Source organism: Achromobacter xylosoxidans A8, from assembly GCF_000165835.1.
GTDB lineage: Bacteria > Pseudomonadota > Gammaproteobacteria > Burkholderiales > Burkholderiaceae_B > Achromobacter > Achromobacter xylosoxidans_B.
This window is the reverse complement of sequence record NC_014642.1, coordinates 198689-214389: the sequence shown is the minus strand read 5'-3', so window position 1 is coordinate 214389 and position 15701 is coordinate 198689. Positions and strand designations below refer to the sequence as shown.

Annotated in this window: 16 protein-coding genes; 12 read left to right on the top strand and 4 right to left on the bottom strand. The window is 58.5% G+C overall.

Annotation, left to right across the window (positions count from 1 at the left end; genetic code table 11):
• The first annotated feature begins 19 nt into the window (after nucleotides 1–19).
• The 8 genes from AXYL_RS33900 (at nucleotide 20) to AXYL_RS33860 (ending at nucleotide 7628) form a co-directional block, all read left to right on the top strand.
• The gene (locus AXYL_RS33900) at nucleotides 20–250 is read left to right on the top strand and encodes a hypothetical protein (RefSeq protein ID WP_013397341.1); all 231 of its coding nucleotides are present in this window, start codon (nucleotides 20–22) and stop codon (nucleotides 248–250) included.
• Entirely contained in the window at nucleotides 247–819 is a 573-nt protein-coding gene (locus AXYL_RS33895; protein ID WP_013397340.1) for a hypothetical protein, read from the top strand. The genes AXYL_RS33900 and AXYL_RS33895 overlap by 4 nt, the downstream gene beginning before the upstream one ends.
• Nucleotides 820–822: 3 nt before the next feature.
• Nucleotides 823–1344, top strand: a complete 522-nt coding sequence (locus tag AXYL_RS33890) for a hypothetical protein (protein WP_013397339.1) — start codon at nucleotides 823–825, stop codon at nucleotides 1342–1344.
• A gap of 391 nt (nucleotides 1345–1735) precedes the next feature.
• The gene (locus tag AXYL_RS34710; protein ID WP_148260787.1) at nucleotides 1736–2842 is read left to right on the top strand and encodes a hypothetical protein; all 1107 of its coding nucleotides are present in this window, start codon (nucleotides 1736–1738) and stop codon (nucleotides 2840–2842) included.
• 14 nt (nucleotides 2843–2856) lie between these two features.
• On the top strand, nucleotides 2857–3414 hold the full coding sequence (locus tag AXYL_RS33875; RefSeq protein ID WP_413772880.1) for a hypothetical protein: 558 nt from the start codon (nucleotides 2857–2859) through the stop codon (nucleotides 3412–3414).
• 100 nt (nucleotides 3415–3514) lie between these two features.
• Nucleotides 3515–4846: a hypothetical protein gene (locus AXYL_RS33870; RefSeq protein ID WP_041657820.1), complete on the top strand. Its 1332-nt coding sequence runs from the start codon at nucleotides 3515–3517 to the stop codon at nucleotides 4844–4846.
• A gap of 5 nt (nucleotides 4847–4851) precedes the next feature.
• The gene (locus tag AXYL_RS33865) at nucleotides 4852–5391 is read left to right on the top strand and encodes a hypothetical protein (protein WP_013397335.1); all 540 of its coding nucleotides are present in this window, start codon (nucleotides 4852–4854) and stop codon (nucleotides 5389–5391) included.
• Between the two features lie 59 nt (nucleotides 5392–5450).
• On the top strand, nucleotides 5451–7628 hold the full coding sequence (locus tag AXYL_RS33860; RefSeq protein WP_413772879.1) for a DotA/TraY family protein: 2178 nt from the start codon (nucleotides 5451–5453) through the stop codon (nucleotides 7626–7628).
• 65 nt (nucleotides 7629–7693) lie between these two features.
• On the opposite strand, the gene AXYL_RS33855 is transcribed toward AXYL_RS33860, so the two are convergent.
• The 4 genes from AXYL_RS33855 to AXYL_RS33840 form a co-directional block, all read right to left on the bottom strand.
• Nucleotides 7694–7978, bottom strand: a complete 285-nt coding sequence (locus AXYL_RS33855; RefSeq protein WP_013397333.1) for a hypothetical protein — start codon at nucleotides 7976–7978, stop codon at nucleotides 7694–7696.
• A gap of 307 nt (nucleotides 7979–8285) precedes the next feature.
• Nucleotides 8286–9581 carry a type II toxin-antitoxin system HipA family toxin gene (locus AXYL_RS33850; RefSeq protein ID WP_013397332.1) on the bottom strand — a complete coding sequence of 432 codons (1296 nt, stop codon included), beginning with the start codon at nucleotides 9579–9581 and terminating at the stop codon, nucleotides 8286–8288.
• Between the two features lie 11 nt (nucleotides 9582–9592).
• A complete protein-coding gene (locus AXYL_RS34185) occupies nucleotides 9593–9886 on the bottom strand; it encodes a helix-turn-helix domain-containing protein (RefSeq protein ID WP_148260786.1) in 294 nt (97 codons plus the stop codon).
• 378 nt (nucleotides 9887–10264) lie between these two features.
• Nucleotides 10265–10636, bottom strand: coding sequence for a hypothetical protein (locus AXYL_RS33840; RefSeq protein ID WP_041657813.1), 372 nt, complete (start codon nucleotides 10634–10636; stop codon nucleotides 10265–10267).
• A 328-nt stretch (nucleotides 10637–10964) separates the two neighbouring features.
• On the opposite strand from AXYL_RS33840, the gene AXYL_RS33835 reads away from it, so the two are divergent.
• From AXYL_RS33835 to AXYL_RS33820, 4 genes are all read left to right on the top strand, one after another.
• Nucleotides 10965–11255 (top strand): helix-turn-helix domain-containing protein, encoded by a 291-nt coding sequence (locus tag AXYL_RS33835; RefSeq protein WP_013397328.1) that lies wholly within the window; start codon nucleotides 10965–10967, stop codon nucleotides 11253–11255.
• Between the two features lie 193 nt (nucleotides 11256–11448).
• Entirely contained in the window at nucleotides 11449–11706 is a 258-nt protein-coding gene (locus AXYL_RS33830) for a helix-turn-helix domain-containing protein (RefSeq protein WP_013397327.1), read from the top strand.
• 3 nt (nucleotides 11707–11709) lie between these two features.
• Entirely contained in the window at nucleotides 11710–13056 is a 1347-nt protein-coding gene (locus AXYL_RS33825) for a type II toxin-antitoxin system HipA family toxin (protein WP_013397326.1), read from the top strand.
• Nucleotides 13057–13086: 30 nt separating this feature from the next.
• Nucleotides 13087–13983: a hypothetical protein gene (locus AXYL_RS33820; RefSeq protein ID WP_013397325.1), complete on the top strand. Its 897-nt coding sequence runs from the start codon at nucleotides 13087–13089 to the stop codon at nucleotides 13981–13983.
• The last annotated feature ends 1718 nt before the right edge of the window (nucleotides 13984–15701 follow it).

Sequence of the window (15701 nt, the reverse complement as noted above, 5' to 3'; positions counted from 1 at the left end):
TCTCAATTTTGGAATCGATATGTCCGTTGCCCCTACGCCCGAATCGTCCCGGCCCACCACTTCCGCCAGTCTCCTTGCGCGTGTCGTCAAGGGCTCGGTCAATTGGACGCCCGAGGAGCGCCAGGACTTTCGGGACTTCTTTTGTACCGATGAGACCGATATGGAGCTGATTGCCCGGCTGGGGATAACGGCAGAGAAGCTTCGCGTGCGCCGTCAGTCCATCGCCAAGCTGGTGCAGGTGACCGCATGAAGCAGAAGAACACTATGCCGTTTGATCCCCGGCAGCTGGACCTGTTCGCAGTCGCTGAGGATATTTTCGGGACGCATTTCAGCCTCGAAGCCTCGCCCAGCGCCGTTCAGGAGGCTCCCGAGGAGGCTCGCGAGAAGATCTACAACATGCATGGGCCGGTCTTGGAGCTCACATCGGCCGAGGAAGATCGGTTCCACAAGGGTGGCTTTCGCAAGCTTGCCGCTTCAATGCTTATGGGCGCGATTGACGACGTTCTTCATGCGCGCACGCCCGAAGCTAAGACCGCAGCCCTTGCGTACTTTTCTGAGGCTGATGGTCCATTTCCCTTCGAAACCGTTCTGGATTGGCTCGGTCCTCCCCTGGACCACTTCACACCCGCACAGTGGGCGGCCCGGATTACCGAGGACGCCTCCTCTGCGAGTGCTGGAATTCATCGCTACTGGCGAGCAGTCGAACAGCAGGAGGCCGATCTGGCAGCTCGGGAGGTGGCGGATAGCGAAGAGCACCAGGCCGCGTACGTTGCCGAAGCCCAAGTTCACTTGCCGCAGGAACGATGGGGGCGCATGTAGAGAATGGACAACCGATTCATTTGTGGTGGACGTTTGCTCAGGCGCCTCGCTTCTGAAGCCGGGCTGACGTTCACGATTCAGGAGGATGGCCAGGATCGACGCAGCATTGTCGCCTGCGACGACGCGTTGGAAAGCAACGTGTTGGGGCCCCTCGTCGCCCTCCAGGCTGAGCGTGTCTGGCAAGCGCTATTCCCGGAGTTTCGAGGTTTTGCTACGGGCGCCTCGTTCACCGTCCAACCAGAGAGCCTGGTCGGGTTAGCGGTGCATTGGCCGTTGCTGGGCCGTGATCTCGCTTCCCTGCATCGGATGCTGGCCATAGCTCGCGCCGCAGACTCTCTTTTGGACTGGGAGAGACGTCAGGTGATCGAGGTGGAGGAAATGGTCGATTGGTACCAGAGCCTTCAAGTGCAGCTGCTGGACGATGTGCTGTACCTACCCGCCACCCCGGAATGGCCCGCTACACGCGTGCCGCTGATCTTCATTGAGAGTGAGCAGCAGGTGCCCAAGGAGCATGCTCATGCCTAGTGCTGGTCTTCTCGAACAAGCTCGTCTTGGCCGATACCGTGCTGCACCTCCAGTCGTGCCGGTGCCCGAGGGGGTGGAACAACTACAGAGTCAGTTGACTTTGGCGCAGCTTGATCCGGCCGATTTCCAGTCGGACGAAAGGATCCCTGAACCGCCGCCGGCATTGGACCGCAGAACTGCAGCTGCCCGTGCTGATGCAGCACAAAGGGAAGATCTGAGAGGCCAGAACAGACCACCACCGCGCGTGGCCCCCGAAGTGGGAGCCGATTTGCGCGCTGCCGACCCAGGTCGGCCCATCAGCTCGACCCAACAGGGGGCCGACGTCTCCACCCAGGCTCCTCCTGGGGCTTCTGTCTCTGCACCTAGATTCGGGGGCTTCAGAATCCCTGGAATGGACGGCATTGTGGGCGACGGCGGCTCCATGCGTCAGCCCGTTGACCGTGAACGAGCTGCTGTTGTCCGCGGTGCGCGCCAGCCGGCGCAAACACCACGTGAGGCGCAGCAAGCACAAGATCTGCCTACAGCAAAGCCAGAAGCAGTTGTACGTCATGTCTCTGAGAACAGCCAGGTTATCGCCGATCGACACGCAGCTGGTGTGCTGGTCCGCCTTGTGTCGGCAGTGGTCGAGGGCGGTGGAGGTCGCCAAGCAGGAGCCGGCGAACCAACCCCACAGGCTCTGGCAAGCCTCATCACAGAAGCTCACCGTGTTTCGCGCGAATTGACGGCTGCAGCGGCCGGCGGCACGCAGGTACGTCGTTCGCTTCAGGCGACCATGCTGAAAGAGACTGCACATGCACTCGCCCGTCACTACAGCAGTACGGGCAAAGTGGCAGCAGATTCCTTCCGCGCCATCGCGCAAAGCGTGCTGGACGCCGGTGCAGACCTAATCCCTCAGGAGGTCCTTGATCTTCTGGGGCAGGCCACCCCCGACTACGGCAGCGTGGAGAGCGAGCGACAGTATGCCGAGGACAGGCTGCGCGCAGCCTCTTTTGACATCGCGTGGGAAGTTCAGCGAAACCTCGAAGATCCCAAGCTGCATTACGGGCGCTTCTTCGACCTGAGGGAGGGAGACCCTGATGCGGATCGCCCGTTTACCTACGGCCAACCTCTTGAGGTAGTCCGCAATAGCCTGTTGCAAGGGGTTCGCAGGATCGTCGATGCAGCTGATCCAGATATCGCCTCGCCACTGGTCCTGGCCAAGTGGCGCGAAGGAGCGCTGTCGCGCGCTTCGAAATTGCTTTGCGCCATCTATAGGGCCGAGACGACGCGTCTGCTTCGCGCGGAGGCCACCCCCGACCTTCTTGGCCGTGCTCGTGCAAACGCTCTCGGTCGCACATTCGAGTCGGTCATGGCGGGGGTTGAGCGAAAGGCAAGGGAGCAATTCAACGAGATTGAAAGGAGCGCCCCAGCACTGATGCGGTTGGGTGAGCCTTTACAGGAATCTACGCCGGAAGTCCCGCGCCAGCAGGAACGACCGGCGGAACGGGAACGGAGTTGAGAATTTTGAAGAAAGTGAACCGGTCCGGTGGGATACGTCGTGCCAGCGCCTTGGCTCTGCTCATGGTGCATATCGGTGCACAGGCGGCAAATCAGGCCTGCGATCCTGCATTGGATGAGGCTATCGAGAAGCGCCGCCAGCAGAGCGATCAACAGATCGACACAGTTGATCAGGACATCTCGAACTCCGGAAAGCGGATGCTTGAGTGCATGGTCGATTTCGCGGAGGTCGTAGGCAACTCCATCAACATCGGAGGGAAGAACATCGACCTGAGTGGAGTGGTAAAGAGCCTGAATCAGGAGGCCTGCCGCATGACGCGAGAGGCAAAGCAAGGGCGGCTGCCCAGCTTCCCATCTTGGGAGAGCGTCTCGCGAAATGCCGGCGGCCAGCTGCCAGGTCGGACCCCCCCGGTCTACACACCGCCGACATTCCCCTCCACTGGGTCAACACAGCCGCCGCTGGGGTCCGTGAGCCATCCGCCGAGTAACAACGTACCGATGTCATACAGATCGAATCAATCGATGGACGGCGTTTACGACGCCCTTTCGAACGCAATGGGAGGGCGCCGTTGAACAAACTTTCATGCAACACAAAAGCTGATCCGCGCATCGAGTGCCTCGGCGGGACGGCATCGGTCTTACACGACCTGTTCTTTACGACGCGAAAGGGTTGATGATGGACTCGAAGGAATACGGGCCACTCGGGCCCAAGTGGCGGCGCAACGCCATTGCAGGCGTTCTTGCGTTGACGTTCAGCTCGGCGGCCGCTTCGGGTGGTGGGTATGTCGCGGATAGCTATTCGCCGCTGATCTATCAAGGGGTGCAGCAGATTCAGCAGCAACTCCAATCTGTGGTCCAGGCAATTCAGAATGCCAGAGATGCGATCGTTGACGCGATCTACAAATCCACGGGTTCGCAGACGGAAGCCCTGACAAACGCGATATCGAAGGGGTCCGAGCTGGACTCGCAGACGAACCGGCAAACTCAGATTGAGCTCGAGCGGGCTAGGCGAGACGCTGCCTTGGAGCAAGCTAACGGATGCTCGGTCACTGCGCGGTCCAAGTCGGGCGGCGCCGGATCAAGTGCCGCTGGATCGGGGGCGCAATATGGCGGCGGCGGTGCCCCTGTGCGGATGACTGGAAACTCAACGGTCAGCACAGCTATGGCCAAAGCGATCGACCGCGGAAACGGCCTTGAAGCTGCTCCCTCAACCAACAGACAAATTGAGGACACTGCCCAAGGGGCATGTGAGACTTATGGAGCGGGAAACCCTCTACGCGAGCTCTGGTGCAAAGCAGCAGGGTGGGCCGCGGGCAACCTGACTGGGTATTTCCAAGCGGACGTGCGCGCGGAGACACTTTTCGATGGGCCGCAAGCATCGCGAGATGCACAGGGCTTCAAGCACCAGCGAACGTTGGGGACAACGAAGAAGGAAATCGATGCTCTGAACTCCTTCGTGTACCACTTGGAGAAGCCTCAGCAGATCGAGGATCCGCAAAAGCTGGATCTGAAGACCCGGGCGGGGAAGGGCTTCCTGGCGCTCAAGACCACTTTTGACGCCCGCATTTCGATGGGTAGCAAGCCGACGCGGGATTACATCGGTGCGCGCTCCCCCGACAAAGAAACCATTCCGATGCTGCAACAACTCACCGCCGACCCGATCACAGGGGCGTGGGTGTCTCAGTACCTGCAGAAGAGCACGCCGAAGTGGAGCAGCACGGGAATCTCCTTGGAGGAACTTGAGCACCTAGAAGTCGAGCGACGTTACCTCAATCCCGCCTGGCAACTGGATTTTGCTACTCAGTTTGATCCAGCTGTCATCGCGCGTGAGGCGACGTTGATCAACCTTGCGAGGCAAGACCTTGAAGTGAAGTCCCTGCAGGAGGCGCGCAAGACGAACATGCTGCTCGGCCAGATTTACAACTCGTTGGTGCGTGTGGAGATGCGCGAAATCATGGATGGCATGCGGGAGCAGTCTAAGGACGCCGCTACTTCTGTGGAGTGATGAAAATGCAAGGACTCGAAAACTCCACATCGATGCGGGAATCATTTCCGCAGCGTCTGGCCGCGTTGATTGCCGCGAGGCCCGATCGGCTTCTCAGGCAGGTCGAGCTTTGCTACGCAGCATTGCGGCGGGATGCTGAGGGCCCGACACAGCCAGATATCGCCCAAAGACTGCTTTCGCGGACGGCCGAGGTCGACACTGCGCAACGGAATCTGGCGGATTGGCTGAAGGATCGCGCGGCAGTTAATACGGGCGAGGGCAGGCGTCTGCTGAGCTTGAGGCAGAACGTCGATCAGGACTTGGCGAAGCTCAGAGATGTGCTCTCTGTTTCAGCAGCCCTGCCCGTGGTCCAGGTGAAGGCAAAGGCATTGCAGGCGCTGCTAGATGTTCATGTAGGAGTGAAACAGCTGCGTGATCTGAGCAGAAAGCTGATTGAAGGCGTTAAGCGAGATGCGGCCGAGTTCCTTGTTGACTCGCCGAATGAAGGTCGGCCCATTCTGGAGCAAGAGTCACCCAGTATGCGCCAGAGAGAAGGGGAGAAATAATGAGGTTCCAAAAAACGGGGTACCTGCGCAGGTCGTTCTCCGCTTTGCTACTGGTAGCGATGTCCGTGTTGACGCAGCTTGCGCTTGCTCAGCAGAAGCCTCCGACCTCCGAAGAACTGGAGCAGGCGATTGGGAGGGAGACTGATAAGAGCTATGAAGTGCTGCGAATGGTGTTCGGCCAGTTCGCCGAGAATCCATTCCTTGAAGTTGGAACGCCAGATTCGTTGCTTGGCCACGTTTTCCTGATCTCGAACTTGGTGATCATGGGGCTGGGTATTGTCTGGTTCACGTACAACATCTTGGCCGGCATTCTCACATCCGCTCATGAGGGCCGTGTTCTTGGGCAGAAGATGTCGTCGGCGTGGCTTCCCGTTCGCACAACCGTGGGCGTCGCAGGGATGCTCCCCGTCTTCGGCGGATTCTCTGCAGCACAGGCGCTGTTCATGTGGTTCACCCTCCTTGGCATCGGGGCAGCAAATATGTCTTTGAATGCCTCAATCGACGCGGCGTCAAACTATGCCCCACTGGTCCAATCGGAGGCGATGGTGAACCCCCTGGGGTCGGGGGTACTGTCAGCGGACGTGGCTGACGCGCTTTTCATCTCTAAGGTGTGCGTTCTCGCAAATCGCGCTTACGACGATCCCGATGGCTACGACAGCAGCAACCTGCTGATTGACAATCTTGATTCCGCAGAGGGCGCGCGGACAAATCAGATCTATGGAGAGCGGCTGTGCGGGGGGGTGAACTTGGCGGGCTTTCTTGGCGATAACGCACGCTCCGGATCTGGCCTGCAGGGCGCACTCTCGTATCGAGTCGACTCGGTCGATTATGACGCAATTGCGAAGGCCGGCCGGCAGGCGATGGTTGGACAGTTGCGAGGGCTCAATGCGCTCGTCGACCCGATTGCAGTCGGTTGGTTTCGCGGCTATCAGAAGGCGTTGGCCAACGGAACTCCCATGCCGGAATGGCCTACCGAACACCTCACGAAGGCGCGCAAAGGGGTCCGATTGGTATACGACATTGTTAAGCCGTTAATTCCCAAGCAGAGTGCGATTCGTAAGGAGGCATCGGACAAGATTAAGCGTGATGGTTGGGCGGTGCTCGGTGCTTGGAACTCAACGATTGCTGAGGCGAATGCTGCAATCGTCGATGCCGCAAACGTATACAGTGTCACCGTAGTAGCCCCAGGCAGTCGAGTTGGCTTTGGACTTGGAGAGATTGGTGACCAGATACGGGGAATCGGGCAGCGGGTGTTGAGCTCGGTCGGCCTGGCCGATGTGCCGCAGACAGATCAGGTGCGAGATGCGCTTGCCGCACTGTCTACAAAGCGTGAGACCGCAGCGCCTGCTTCAGAATGCTTCTTCGATTCGTGGCAGACCGAAACCGGGAACTGCTCGATGGGCCAAGCACTGGCCTTGAGAATGATCGACGGCATCGCGGCGAACAGCGGAGGTAATGGGCTTGTGAACCCCATCATCGCGTCCAAGAATGTGGGCGATTGGTTGATGATGCTTCCACAGGTCGCGTATGTGGCCTCAAAGGCGAAGGATCTTCCCGGACCAGGCAAGGCAGTTAGCGCAGCGGCAGCGGCGGCATCGAAGGCGAATGGAGGCTTCGGACCTACAGCTCTGAAAATGTTCGGGTCGGATACTTTGAAGATCCTGGAGAAGCTCGCTATCGCCATGTTTATTGTGGGTGCGATCCTCGCCATTTATATCCCGTTTGTTCCGTTCCTGACATGGATGACCGGCCTAGTAGGCTATTTCTGCATCGTGGTAGAAGGGCTTGTCGCGGGTCAGCTAATGGCGTTTGCTCACCTGTCAGGTGAAGGTGATGGCATGGGTGCGCGCACGGAGCGGGGATATACCCACCTGCCCAACGTATTGTTGCGGCCCACTTTGATGGTCGTAAGTTTCTATATTGCAAATGCAATGTCGATCATGATCGCTACGCTGTTTCTCCAGCTTTTCGCAGCTGCGCTGGCCAACGTGCAAGGTAACTCAGTCACCGGAATTGCTTCGATCATTGGGCTCGTCGTCCTGTTCATGATAGGAATGATGGTCATGATTCAGGGTATCTACAACATGGTCTATGAGATTCCTGATCGTTCGTTGGGGTGGATTGGCTCAGCGATGGAAGCGCGATTCGGCCGAGAAATGGATAACAAGATTGAGATGCTCGCGCAGACTACGGTCCGGTGGTCCGGCGTTCCAGGAATTGGTGTAGGACGGGCGTAGCGCCCAAAAAAACAACCCGCCAAATTTGGCGGGTTGTTAGCTTGGGTGTGAATGCTTTGTGTTAATCAACGACGTTCTCCTCGCCACGCATCGGCAATAGTCTGCATTACGCCGCGGCGATAGTTGGGATTGATGACGAACCCCATAAGGCGGGTAGCTATGGCTATTATTATGTCCAGCAGCGCTATGGCCACGCAGATGCCGACGGGCACGAGGATGAGCTGTACGAAAGCCTTGCTTTGAAAGAGGTATCCTCCGCCGAACGCCAGGATGACGGCAAAGATAACCACCTTGGGGCGTGCGATGAAGTACACCAGGTCTTGAAAACCGGTGGTGGGCTTGGTTTGCATAGAGCGTTCCTCAGCTTTGTTGGGTCGAATGTAACAGAAATTGTTGAAAATTGATTTGATCATCACATGGCTCTTGGAGGAAACGTTCGCTAGGGGGTACACAAGGAAGCACGCACGTGCCTAGTCCCAAGTGGGCAAGTCGGCCCTCTCAGCGATATCCCAACGATTCGGGGTGAAAAATCATCACCCTCTGAATACCATCCTACAGGTCGAACCGTTCGTCCCAAAATTTTTTGCCGACCTTGGCTGAGTCATTTTTCTTTGGCACTGCCGTGCTGTGTGGTACAGCACCAGACGGTCAATGCTGCTACCTCGGGCGTTCTTGTGGCACCTGCGCAGGTGCGGGTGGTTCGTTGGCCACGCCCAAGTGCCGCGTAAATGCTCGTTCGAGCTTGCCCACCTCCTGCAAATCGATGCCCGATTCGGAGAGTGTGTGCTGCCAGTGCTCAGCGACTACTTGGCTTACTTCTTCAACGATGTCCCAGGCCTGCTTCGGCGTGAGCCGGAACAAGTCTGCTGAGCTCACCGCATTCTCGAAAGTGGAGAGTGCACCCTCATCACCAACAAGCATGCCCTGGTACATCCGTTCGGTGGTGATCACGGACGGCACCAGGTCGAATGCGGGTGCCAATCGTAACGTGTCAACACTGGAAACGTCGGGGCCATCCACGAAGCCATGGTTTAACTCGTGATCGTCGGTGTTGGAAGTAGCGATGTTGAATACCAGGCGCCGGAACAGCTGGCGGATATCCACTGCGGGATCTTCGCTCCACTTCGTCATGCGGCGGGCGAGCCCTGGATAGCTCCCATGAGGCGAGGGGGGAAGATCGGGTACTTCAAGTGCGCTGCGCGCGGAAGCGTAGCGAAGCCGCCCGAATTCCCCCGTTGGCAGAACTTCGACGTCGAATCGCTCCGTGAGGAACACTGCACGTCCGCCAACCTCAATCAACTGGCAGTTTGGCACCTCAATGCCGGCTCGACGAGCGAGGAGGTACATGGCATGTTCTTGCCGCGCGACCTCTGGAAGCTCTGGGGAGTCTTTTGTAGAGGGAAACTTGGCAATCCAGATCCGGCCGTCGGCCAGGACTGAACATTTTGGCCGGGCGCCCCCAAGCGAGAGCCCAGGGCGCAGCAATTGCTCGGCGTCACGCGGGAGATCTTTGCCTTGCTCGACGGCCCGCGCTGCCTGCTGGATGTCTTCGAGTTCGCTGATTGAGGCCAACCAGGCGGTGGAGTTGACTGTGCTCGGGGAGTCGCTGAAAAGAAGCGCTCCTGTCCTGACTCCGCCTTCAGATAGTCGGAGGTATCCCAATTGGTCCTGGGCGCCATAGAGACGGTCAATTAGAGCGCGTCCCCACGAGTCAGGGCCGGCATCAAGCAAAAAGCCGAAGTAGCCGCGATTCGCCGTCGTCGAGAACTGTGTCCGCCCCAATGGCACGGCCGGGCAGAGCGCCACTGCGTTTGGACGGGACAGGTACGAAGCGGCGTAGGCAAACTCGCCGCGGCCGCTGGTCGACGTGAGCTCGGTGTGCTTAAAGGCTCCGGCAACCACCGGTTCGGCAAGACCTGGAAGATATGTCCAAACATAGATTTGGCGAGCCATCACGTGAGTCCTTAGAAATTCGTGTCGATCGGCGTGGAGCCAATACTGGCTGCTGCTAGATCTGCAGGGACGAGCTGGTCGATCCCGCTGTCCAGGTCTAGTGCCCAAAGAACTGCGAGGTAGCTGCCGATGGAGGTACTGGGCTCTCCATGTTCGATCGCGCGCACGGTGGAAATCCCAAGGCTTGCTACGGTGGCAAGGCGCGCCTGGGTCCAGCCGCGCCCCTTCCGCGCCGCACGCAGGCGTCCGGCAAAGAGCTCGAGCCGCTTCTTGGTCTCAGGGGGCAACCCAGGAGATATGTTCATTGCTATAGCACCGAAATTCGTTCACATTCGATGGTTTAGCACCGATTCTGTTCGACGTCCAGATTGTGGCACCCATGGCTTCAGTGTGATCAGGAGAGCCTTGGCCATCAAGTCGATTGCGCCGGTCGAAGCGTTGAAGTCGACTGGGTGGTGGCCAGGCGTCGAAATGGCGCGTAGGAGTGTCGTAGGCCACGTCAACTTCGCCCCCTCTTGCTGACCTTGCCAGTCGTGATGTTTCTCACGACGCATTGAATGGCGCGCGGGAATCGCCGCGGCGCTCGAAGGCCGATCGTTGGCCACATTCGATTGCTGTGTCTTTGTTCTTCTTCTAGTGCAGGTGAATCTTCCGTTCGAGCGGCGCGCGAAGCGATTGACCTTCTAGCGCGGGATCAGAGGGACGAGGCGTGCCGGCATTGCGCTATCCAGCAGCTCTCTCGCAGCGCGTTGCGTTTCGATGCACTTTTCCCAATTGTCGCGCTTGCTGGGGGTTTGTTCGGCTGCTGCGGCCAACACGCATGCGGTGTCCAAATCCTCGAGCATATCGAGGAGATCGAGGGGGGCGTGTGCCCAGCCCTTACTAACTTGAACAGCCTCGGTAGCGGCGCCATTGATGCCATTGCCGTACGTCGCGCTCATGCGGTGACACGCCTTCCGCAACGCCTGCAGACGTTCCTCCCAGTAGAGGCGGTCGAACGGAAGTAGTGCGGCTGCGGCCGCCTGGCGGCAAGCGGTGTCCCAGACCTCAATCATTTGGAGCAATGCGGCTGGAACTGGCATCCAGCCGCTCATTGTGTTGCCAGTAGTGCTAAGCGCGGTGCCGGCGTGAGTGCTATCGCGACGAAAGCCAGTAAAGGTTCCGCTTCGCCCCGGCGGAGGTCGCATGTTCAGGGTTTGGTTTTGGGGGGCTGTGGGGGAGGACCCATTATTAGAAAGAGAAGTCATGACCTGGTTGTTGGTAGGTACGCCCTGCAAAGTACAATAAAAAGACGCAAACCGTAAACATTTGAAATGAACACTATAGTTTGTAGCTCAATAGAGCGCAATGCGTTGCTATGCTGTTTTACAGAGGAACCGAGCAGTGGCAGCGAAGCACTCTCTTGCGGCAGCATTGAGAACGGTAAGAAAGGCCCGTGGCTTAAGCCAGGAAGCCTTTTCGGACGTCTCGAGCCGGACCTATCTGAGCGTGCTGGAGCGGGATTTGAAAAGCCCAACCCTCAGCAAGTTGTCGGATATTTGCGATGTTTTGAACGTACATCCCGTCACGTTGCTGGTTCTTGCATACAGTGGGGGCACTCCCGAGGGAGTGCAGTCGGTGCTCAATGAGGTCCTCGAAGAGCTCCGCGAACTCCGAGAATCTCCTATCGCCTGAGCCGTTTCGCACGGCCAGAGACCCTTTCCGATCTTGTAGCCCCTGGGCTTCAAACTTCCATATTGCGCCCTTTTATGTAGCCCAAGGGCTACAGAATTGCGCACGCCCCGATAGAGCAGTTCAATGTCCATTTTGTGCCTCGTGGGCTACAAAATGCGTAGAATGAATTAGTTTTGATGCCCAGGGGCTACAAATGACGACTTTAGGCGATGTTGCAGAAATGCTAAAGAACGTGCGCAAGCAAAGCCATCTCTCCCAAGACGAGTTGGCGGCGCGCGCCGGCGTTGCACGAACAACAGTCAATCGAATGGAGACCGTTGCCCGTGGGGACATGAGCGTTTCCGCTCTGGTGAGACTGCTGGAAGCTGCGGGCTACGACCTCAAGTTTGTGAAGCGTGGCCATGGTCGGACCGTCGAAGACATCCTTGAAGAACAAAAACGCGTGGAGTGATCGATGCGTCTAGACGTACACGTGCAGGGGCTGCGAGTCGCGCAGCTCTATCGAGAGGCGGACGAGTATGTCCTTCAATACGAACCCGGGACACCTGAGCACGCGTTCGTCAGCGTGACCATGCCCGTGCGCCAGGCGCCATGGCGTTGGCCTCGGGATCTGCACCCGTTTTTTCGCCAGAACCTACCTGAAGGGCATCTGCTAGGAGTGATCCGCGAATTGTTCGGGCCGCTTCTGGATGGGACTGATCTTTCGCTGTTGGCCGTTGTGGGGGCAGCTGGTATTGGGCGTGTTGCTGTGACACCCGAAGGGGTGGCACCAGGCGTGGAGCTCAATCCTCTGAATATTGATGAGCTTCTGACTGCAGAGCAATCGACGGCGCACTTTGATTACTTGGTGCGCCAGTACGCGCGCTCCGCGGTCTCGGGCGTGGTGCCAAAATTTCTCGCGCCCGAGGACGAGCCGGGAAGCGGTGAAGATGCGGGCAAGGCCACGCTCCGTACCGCTCGTCATATCATCAAGGGTTCAGACAAGGCCACGGAATTTTTGGGCTTCAACGAGCACTTCACCTTGAAAGTGCTGGAGCGTTTGAATGTCGTGCCGGTGGTTCGTACGCAAATGTCCGCGGATGGACGGATCCTCGTGGTGGATCGCTTTGACGTCGATGCCGAGGGGCGGCCGGCTTACGGGGTAGAGGATGCCTGCAATTTGCTCGGGCTTCCCCCGCACGAGAAATACAGCCCGTCTACCGAACGGGCCTTGAACGCTACCCGGGCATACATCCCGGCTGCGGCGCGGCGCCAACAGAATCTTCACTTCGCCTGGCAACTGCTCTCTAACTATGTCGTGCGAAATGCCGACTGCCACGCGAAGAACATCGCCATCTACTACTCGTCTCTCGAGGATGTGCGCTACACACCCATCTACGACGTGGTCACGACGCAGGCCTACCCCCAGTTCAGCAGCGCGCCAGGCCTGTCCGTGGACGGACGCAAGACATGGGCGCCGGGTAAAACGCTGGCGCGCTTTTGCACTGCCCGACTGGATATTTCTCCCCGGGACTACCAGGACATGGTCGAGCAACTGTGCGAATCAGCCGTGGAGGTGGGTCAGGAGATCCTTGCCGCCGCTAAGAATGAGCCACGCTGGACTTGGATTGCGACGCAGATGGTGCATTCGTGGAACGACGGCATGTGTTCGCTTCGCAGCGCTCGGCTTGATAAGAGGTATCGCGGCCTAGATGCCGCCATTGCCGAAGCGGGGATTGCGGCCGCCGATTCACAGCAAGCCGCCCCCATGGCCATCGGGAGGTCGGAATTGATTGCGGCTCCAACCCGCAAGCGGTCCTAATGCACTTTTTCAACTTTAGGCAACACCGATATGTTCGATCATCTGTACATGTGGTACCAAAATTTCCCAGTACTGTTCGCGCTTTTGACTGTTGTCGTAGCCGTTGGGGGGGGATTGTCCGCGGGCTTTGGAGCGATGGGCACCCTTTGCGGCAAAGACCGCATTGCCGGGAGATACGAGTTCCGCTTGAACTACAACCGGATCGTTCACCTACTTTGCATGGTGGTGCTTTCGCTCTTCGTGGTCTTGGTCTATCTCTGGTCCACTCGTACGTACGTAGATCCACTAGTGTTCGTTCTCTCTGTGAGCGGATTTTTCGCAGTGTCGTTCTTCGTCGTCGGTGTTCATCTCTATAGGAAGACCAGGCAAAAGCGAGTGGTGGGCACCTTCCTCCCCACCCATATCGGTGCCCGTGAAATTAAGATCGTCGCGACTCAGGAAGGGCCACAGTTATGGTCGCTCCATTTTACGGGCGACAATGACGTGTGGCATGGATTCATCTATCGACTCTGCGCCCGCTTTCACCTGTTTGGATGCGTGGGGACGCGCAAGCTCGTGCTCGGCCTGGCAGAGCTCCTTCAACTGACACGGAAATTGATCGAGGTTTCTCACGAGCTCGTGACGGAGGCAGAGCGAAATGAGGAGAGGGGTTACAGCCTGATTTTGGCTTCGCCTCTGCTGCCAGGGCGTGAAAAGCTGCTCAACGCGCTACGGAAAAAATTCGCTGTTCCTCCGACGGAGGAGTGGGATTTCCACCCGGTGAAGCGAACTCTATCCAGTTTTGAACTGGCGGTGGGCAAGGACACTTTCGGTTGGAAACTTCGACGTGGTTGCGACGACATCCTGGCGGAAGGTGTGCAGATTTGGCATCGGAGTCTTCCCCGTCCAGGCCCAGTTAGTAATGATGAACAGAACGTGAGTCGTTAACGGCGGGTCATCAGCTCATAGGTGTCTATCTGCCAAAAACACTCCCCCCCAGGATCCCTTAGCTGGCGACAAGCGGTCATCAGCTGAGCAGACTCTTCGCGCGCCTCGATGCAGAGTGTGCTTGTTCGGCTTCCTTCCTTCTTTACTCAATTGGTCTGGGTCCGCCAAGTCGTCGGCGGGTTTCTTCAGCCGGCGACGCACATAGGCCAATTCATCCACCAGTGAAGTCTCATTCCATTCGATATGGTGAGCAATTACAGGGACCTTTGTATTGCCCTCAAAGGTGAGCACCTACGGGAACCCATTTGACCTTGTTTGGGATTGCTGGAGGTTGTTCCCTGGCGGGAGAGGGCTCGATTGACTCCCAATGACATTCACCGTCATTAGATTCTGCGGTGCACCGCGAGGCCGCCTTTAGTGACAGCCAATGCCATTCACCAGCATTGGTGAAATTCCGTCCGAAAACAAGAAATTCGGGAAGTGCACGTGCCGCCGCTTCATCTTTCAATTTCTCCGACGAGAATTTGTTCGACAGATCACGGCTTTAGGAGCTACTTGGTGAATTTCTATGGCCATGCGCGAAAGTCACCGGTTTTCGAGCGAAATACTTACAGTCGAAAATCGTGTGTCATTTGCGCCAGGCGGACCGCGCAAAACGCAGATAATGGCCGGAAATTGCGAACTTGCAGCTGAGCTGTATGGGTTCGAATGGCCGTTTCCGAGGTGAATTCTTGCCCCACGTCTCATTACTCCGAAAAAATCACATCCCACTAATGGGGAAGAATCCGCTATCGCTCGAAAGCACGCCCGTTTTTGCCCGCTCCCGTTCGCATTCGCCCCATGCGCGGGCTCACAACGTGCCAGCCGCCCCAGCGCCAGCGGCTCCGGCCCGCATCATCCCCATTCGACGCCGCACGCAGGCCCTGGTGCGTCCTGGCGCGCATTCGCCGGCCTTGGGCTCACCCACTGGTGGATGCGCTCCCTGGGCCGTTACCGCATTGGCGTCTCCGTCCGGGACGAATGCGCCCCCAGTGCACCCGCTATGTCGCGCATGCGCCCCGAGTGGATTCGTTCTGGAAGGGTTTGGCATGGGCGAGCTTCAGCATCGGGGAGAACCGCCATTGGACGCGTCTAGGACCCGTACAAGTGCGCTGGCAGGTAGATTCACCCGCGGCGACGCCACCCAAGACGCGCGTTCGGCTAGCGCCGCTTGGTCTCTTATGGTTGGGTCCGTCCTCGGCGCGACCGGTGCTGTCGCATTGATCCATGGGACCGACCGCGCGACAGGGGAGCTGCACCTCGGTGCGTTCTCGCGCAGGAAGAGTCCGCACAAGGTCGCTTTCACCTCAGGGAGCGGATTCGCCCCGGCGCGCCCCTGGCCCAGTTCTGGCCTGATCTGTGCATTCCTGGAGGAGGTCTGATGGAAACAAGTAAGCCCGGTGTACTTGACGACGGCAACTCCGACCGCCAGACGCTCGCGGCCCAATACGAGCCCGATGTGGGCGTCCACGCCCATGCAAGCGCCGTTTCTGAGCCGTCCGCGCCCTCGGCGGCTCGCACCCTTGAGGTGTCCGCGCCCCCGGCCGTTCGCACCCTTGGGACGTCCATGCCCCTGGCCGGCCGCACCATTGAGCCGTCAGCGCCCGTGGACGTACGCACCCTCGAGGGATCCGCACTCCCGGCCGCACGCACGCTCATGCCGTCTACGACCGAGGCTT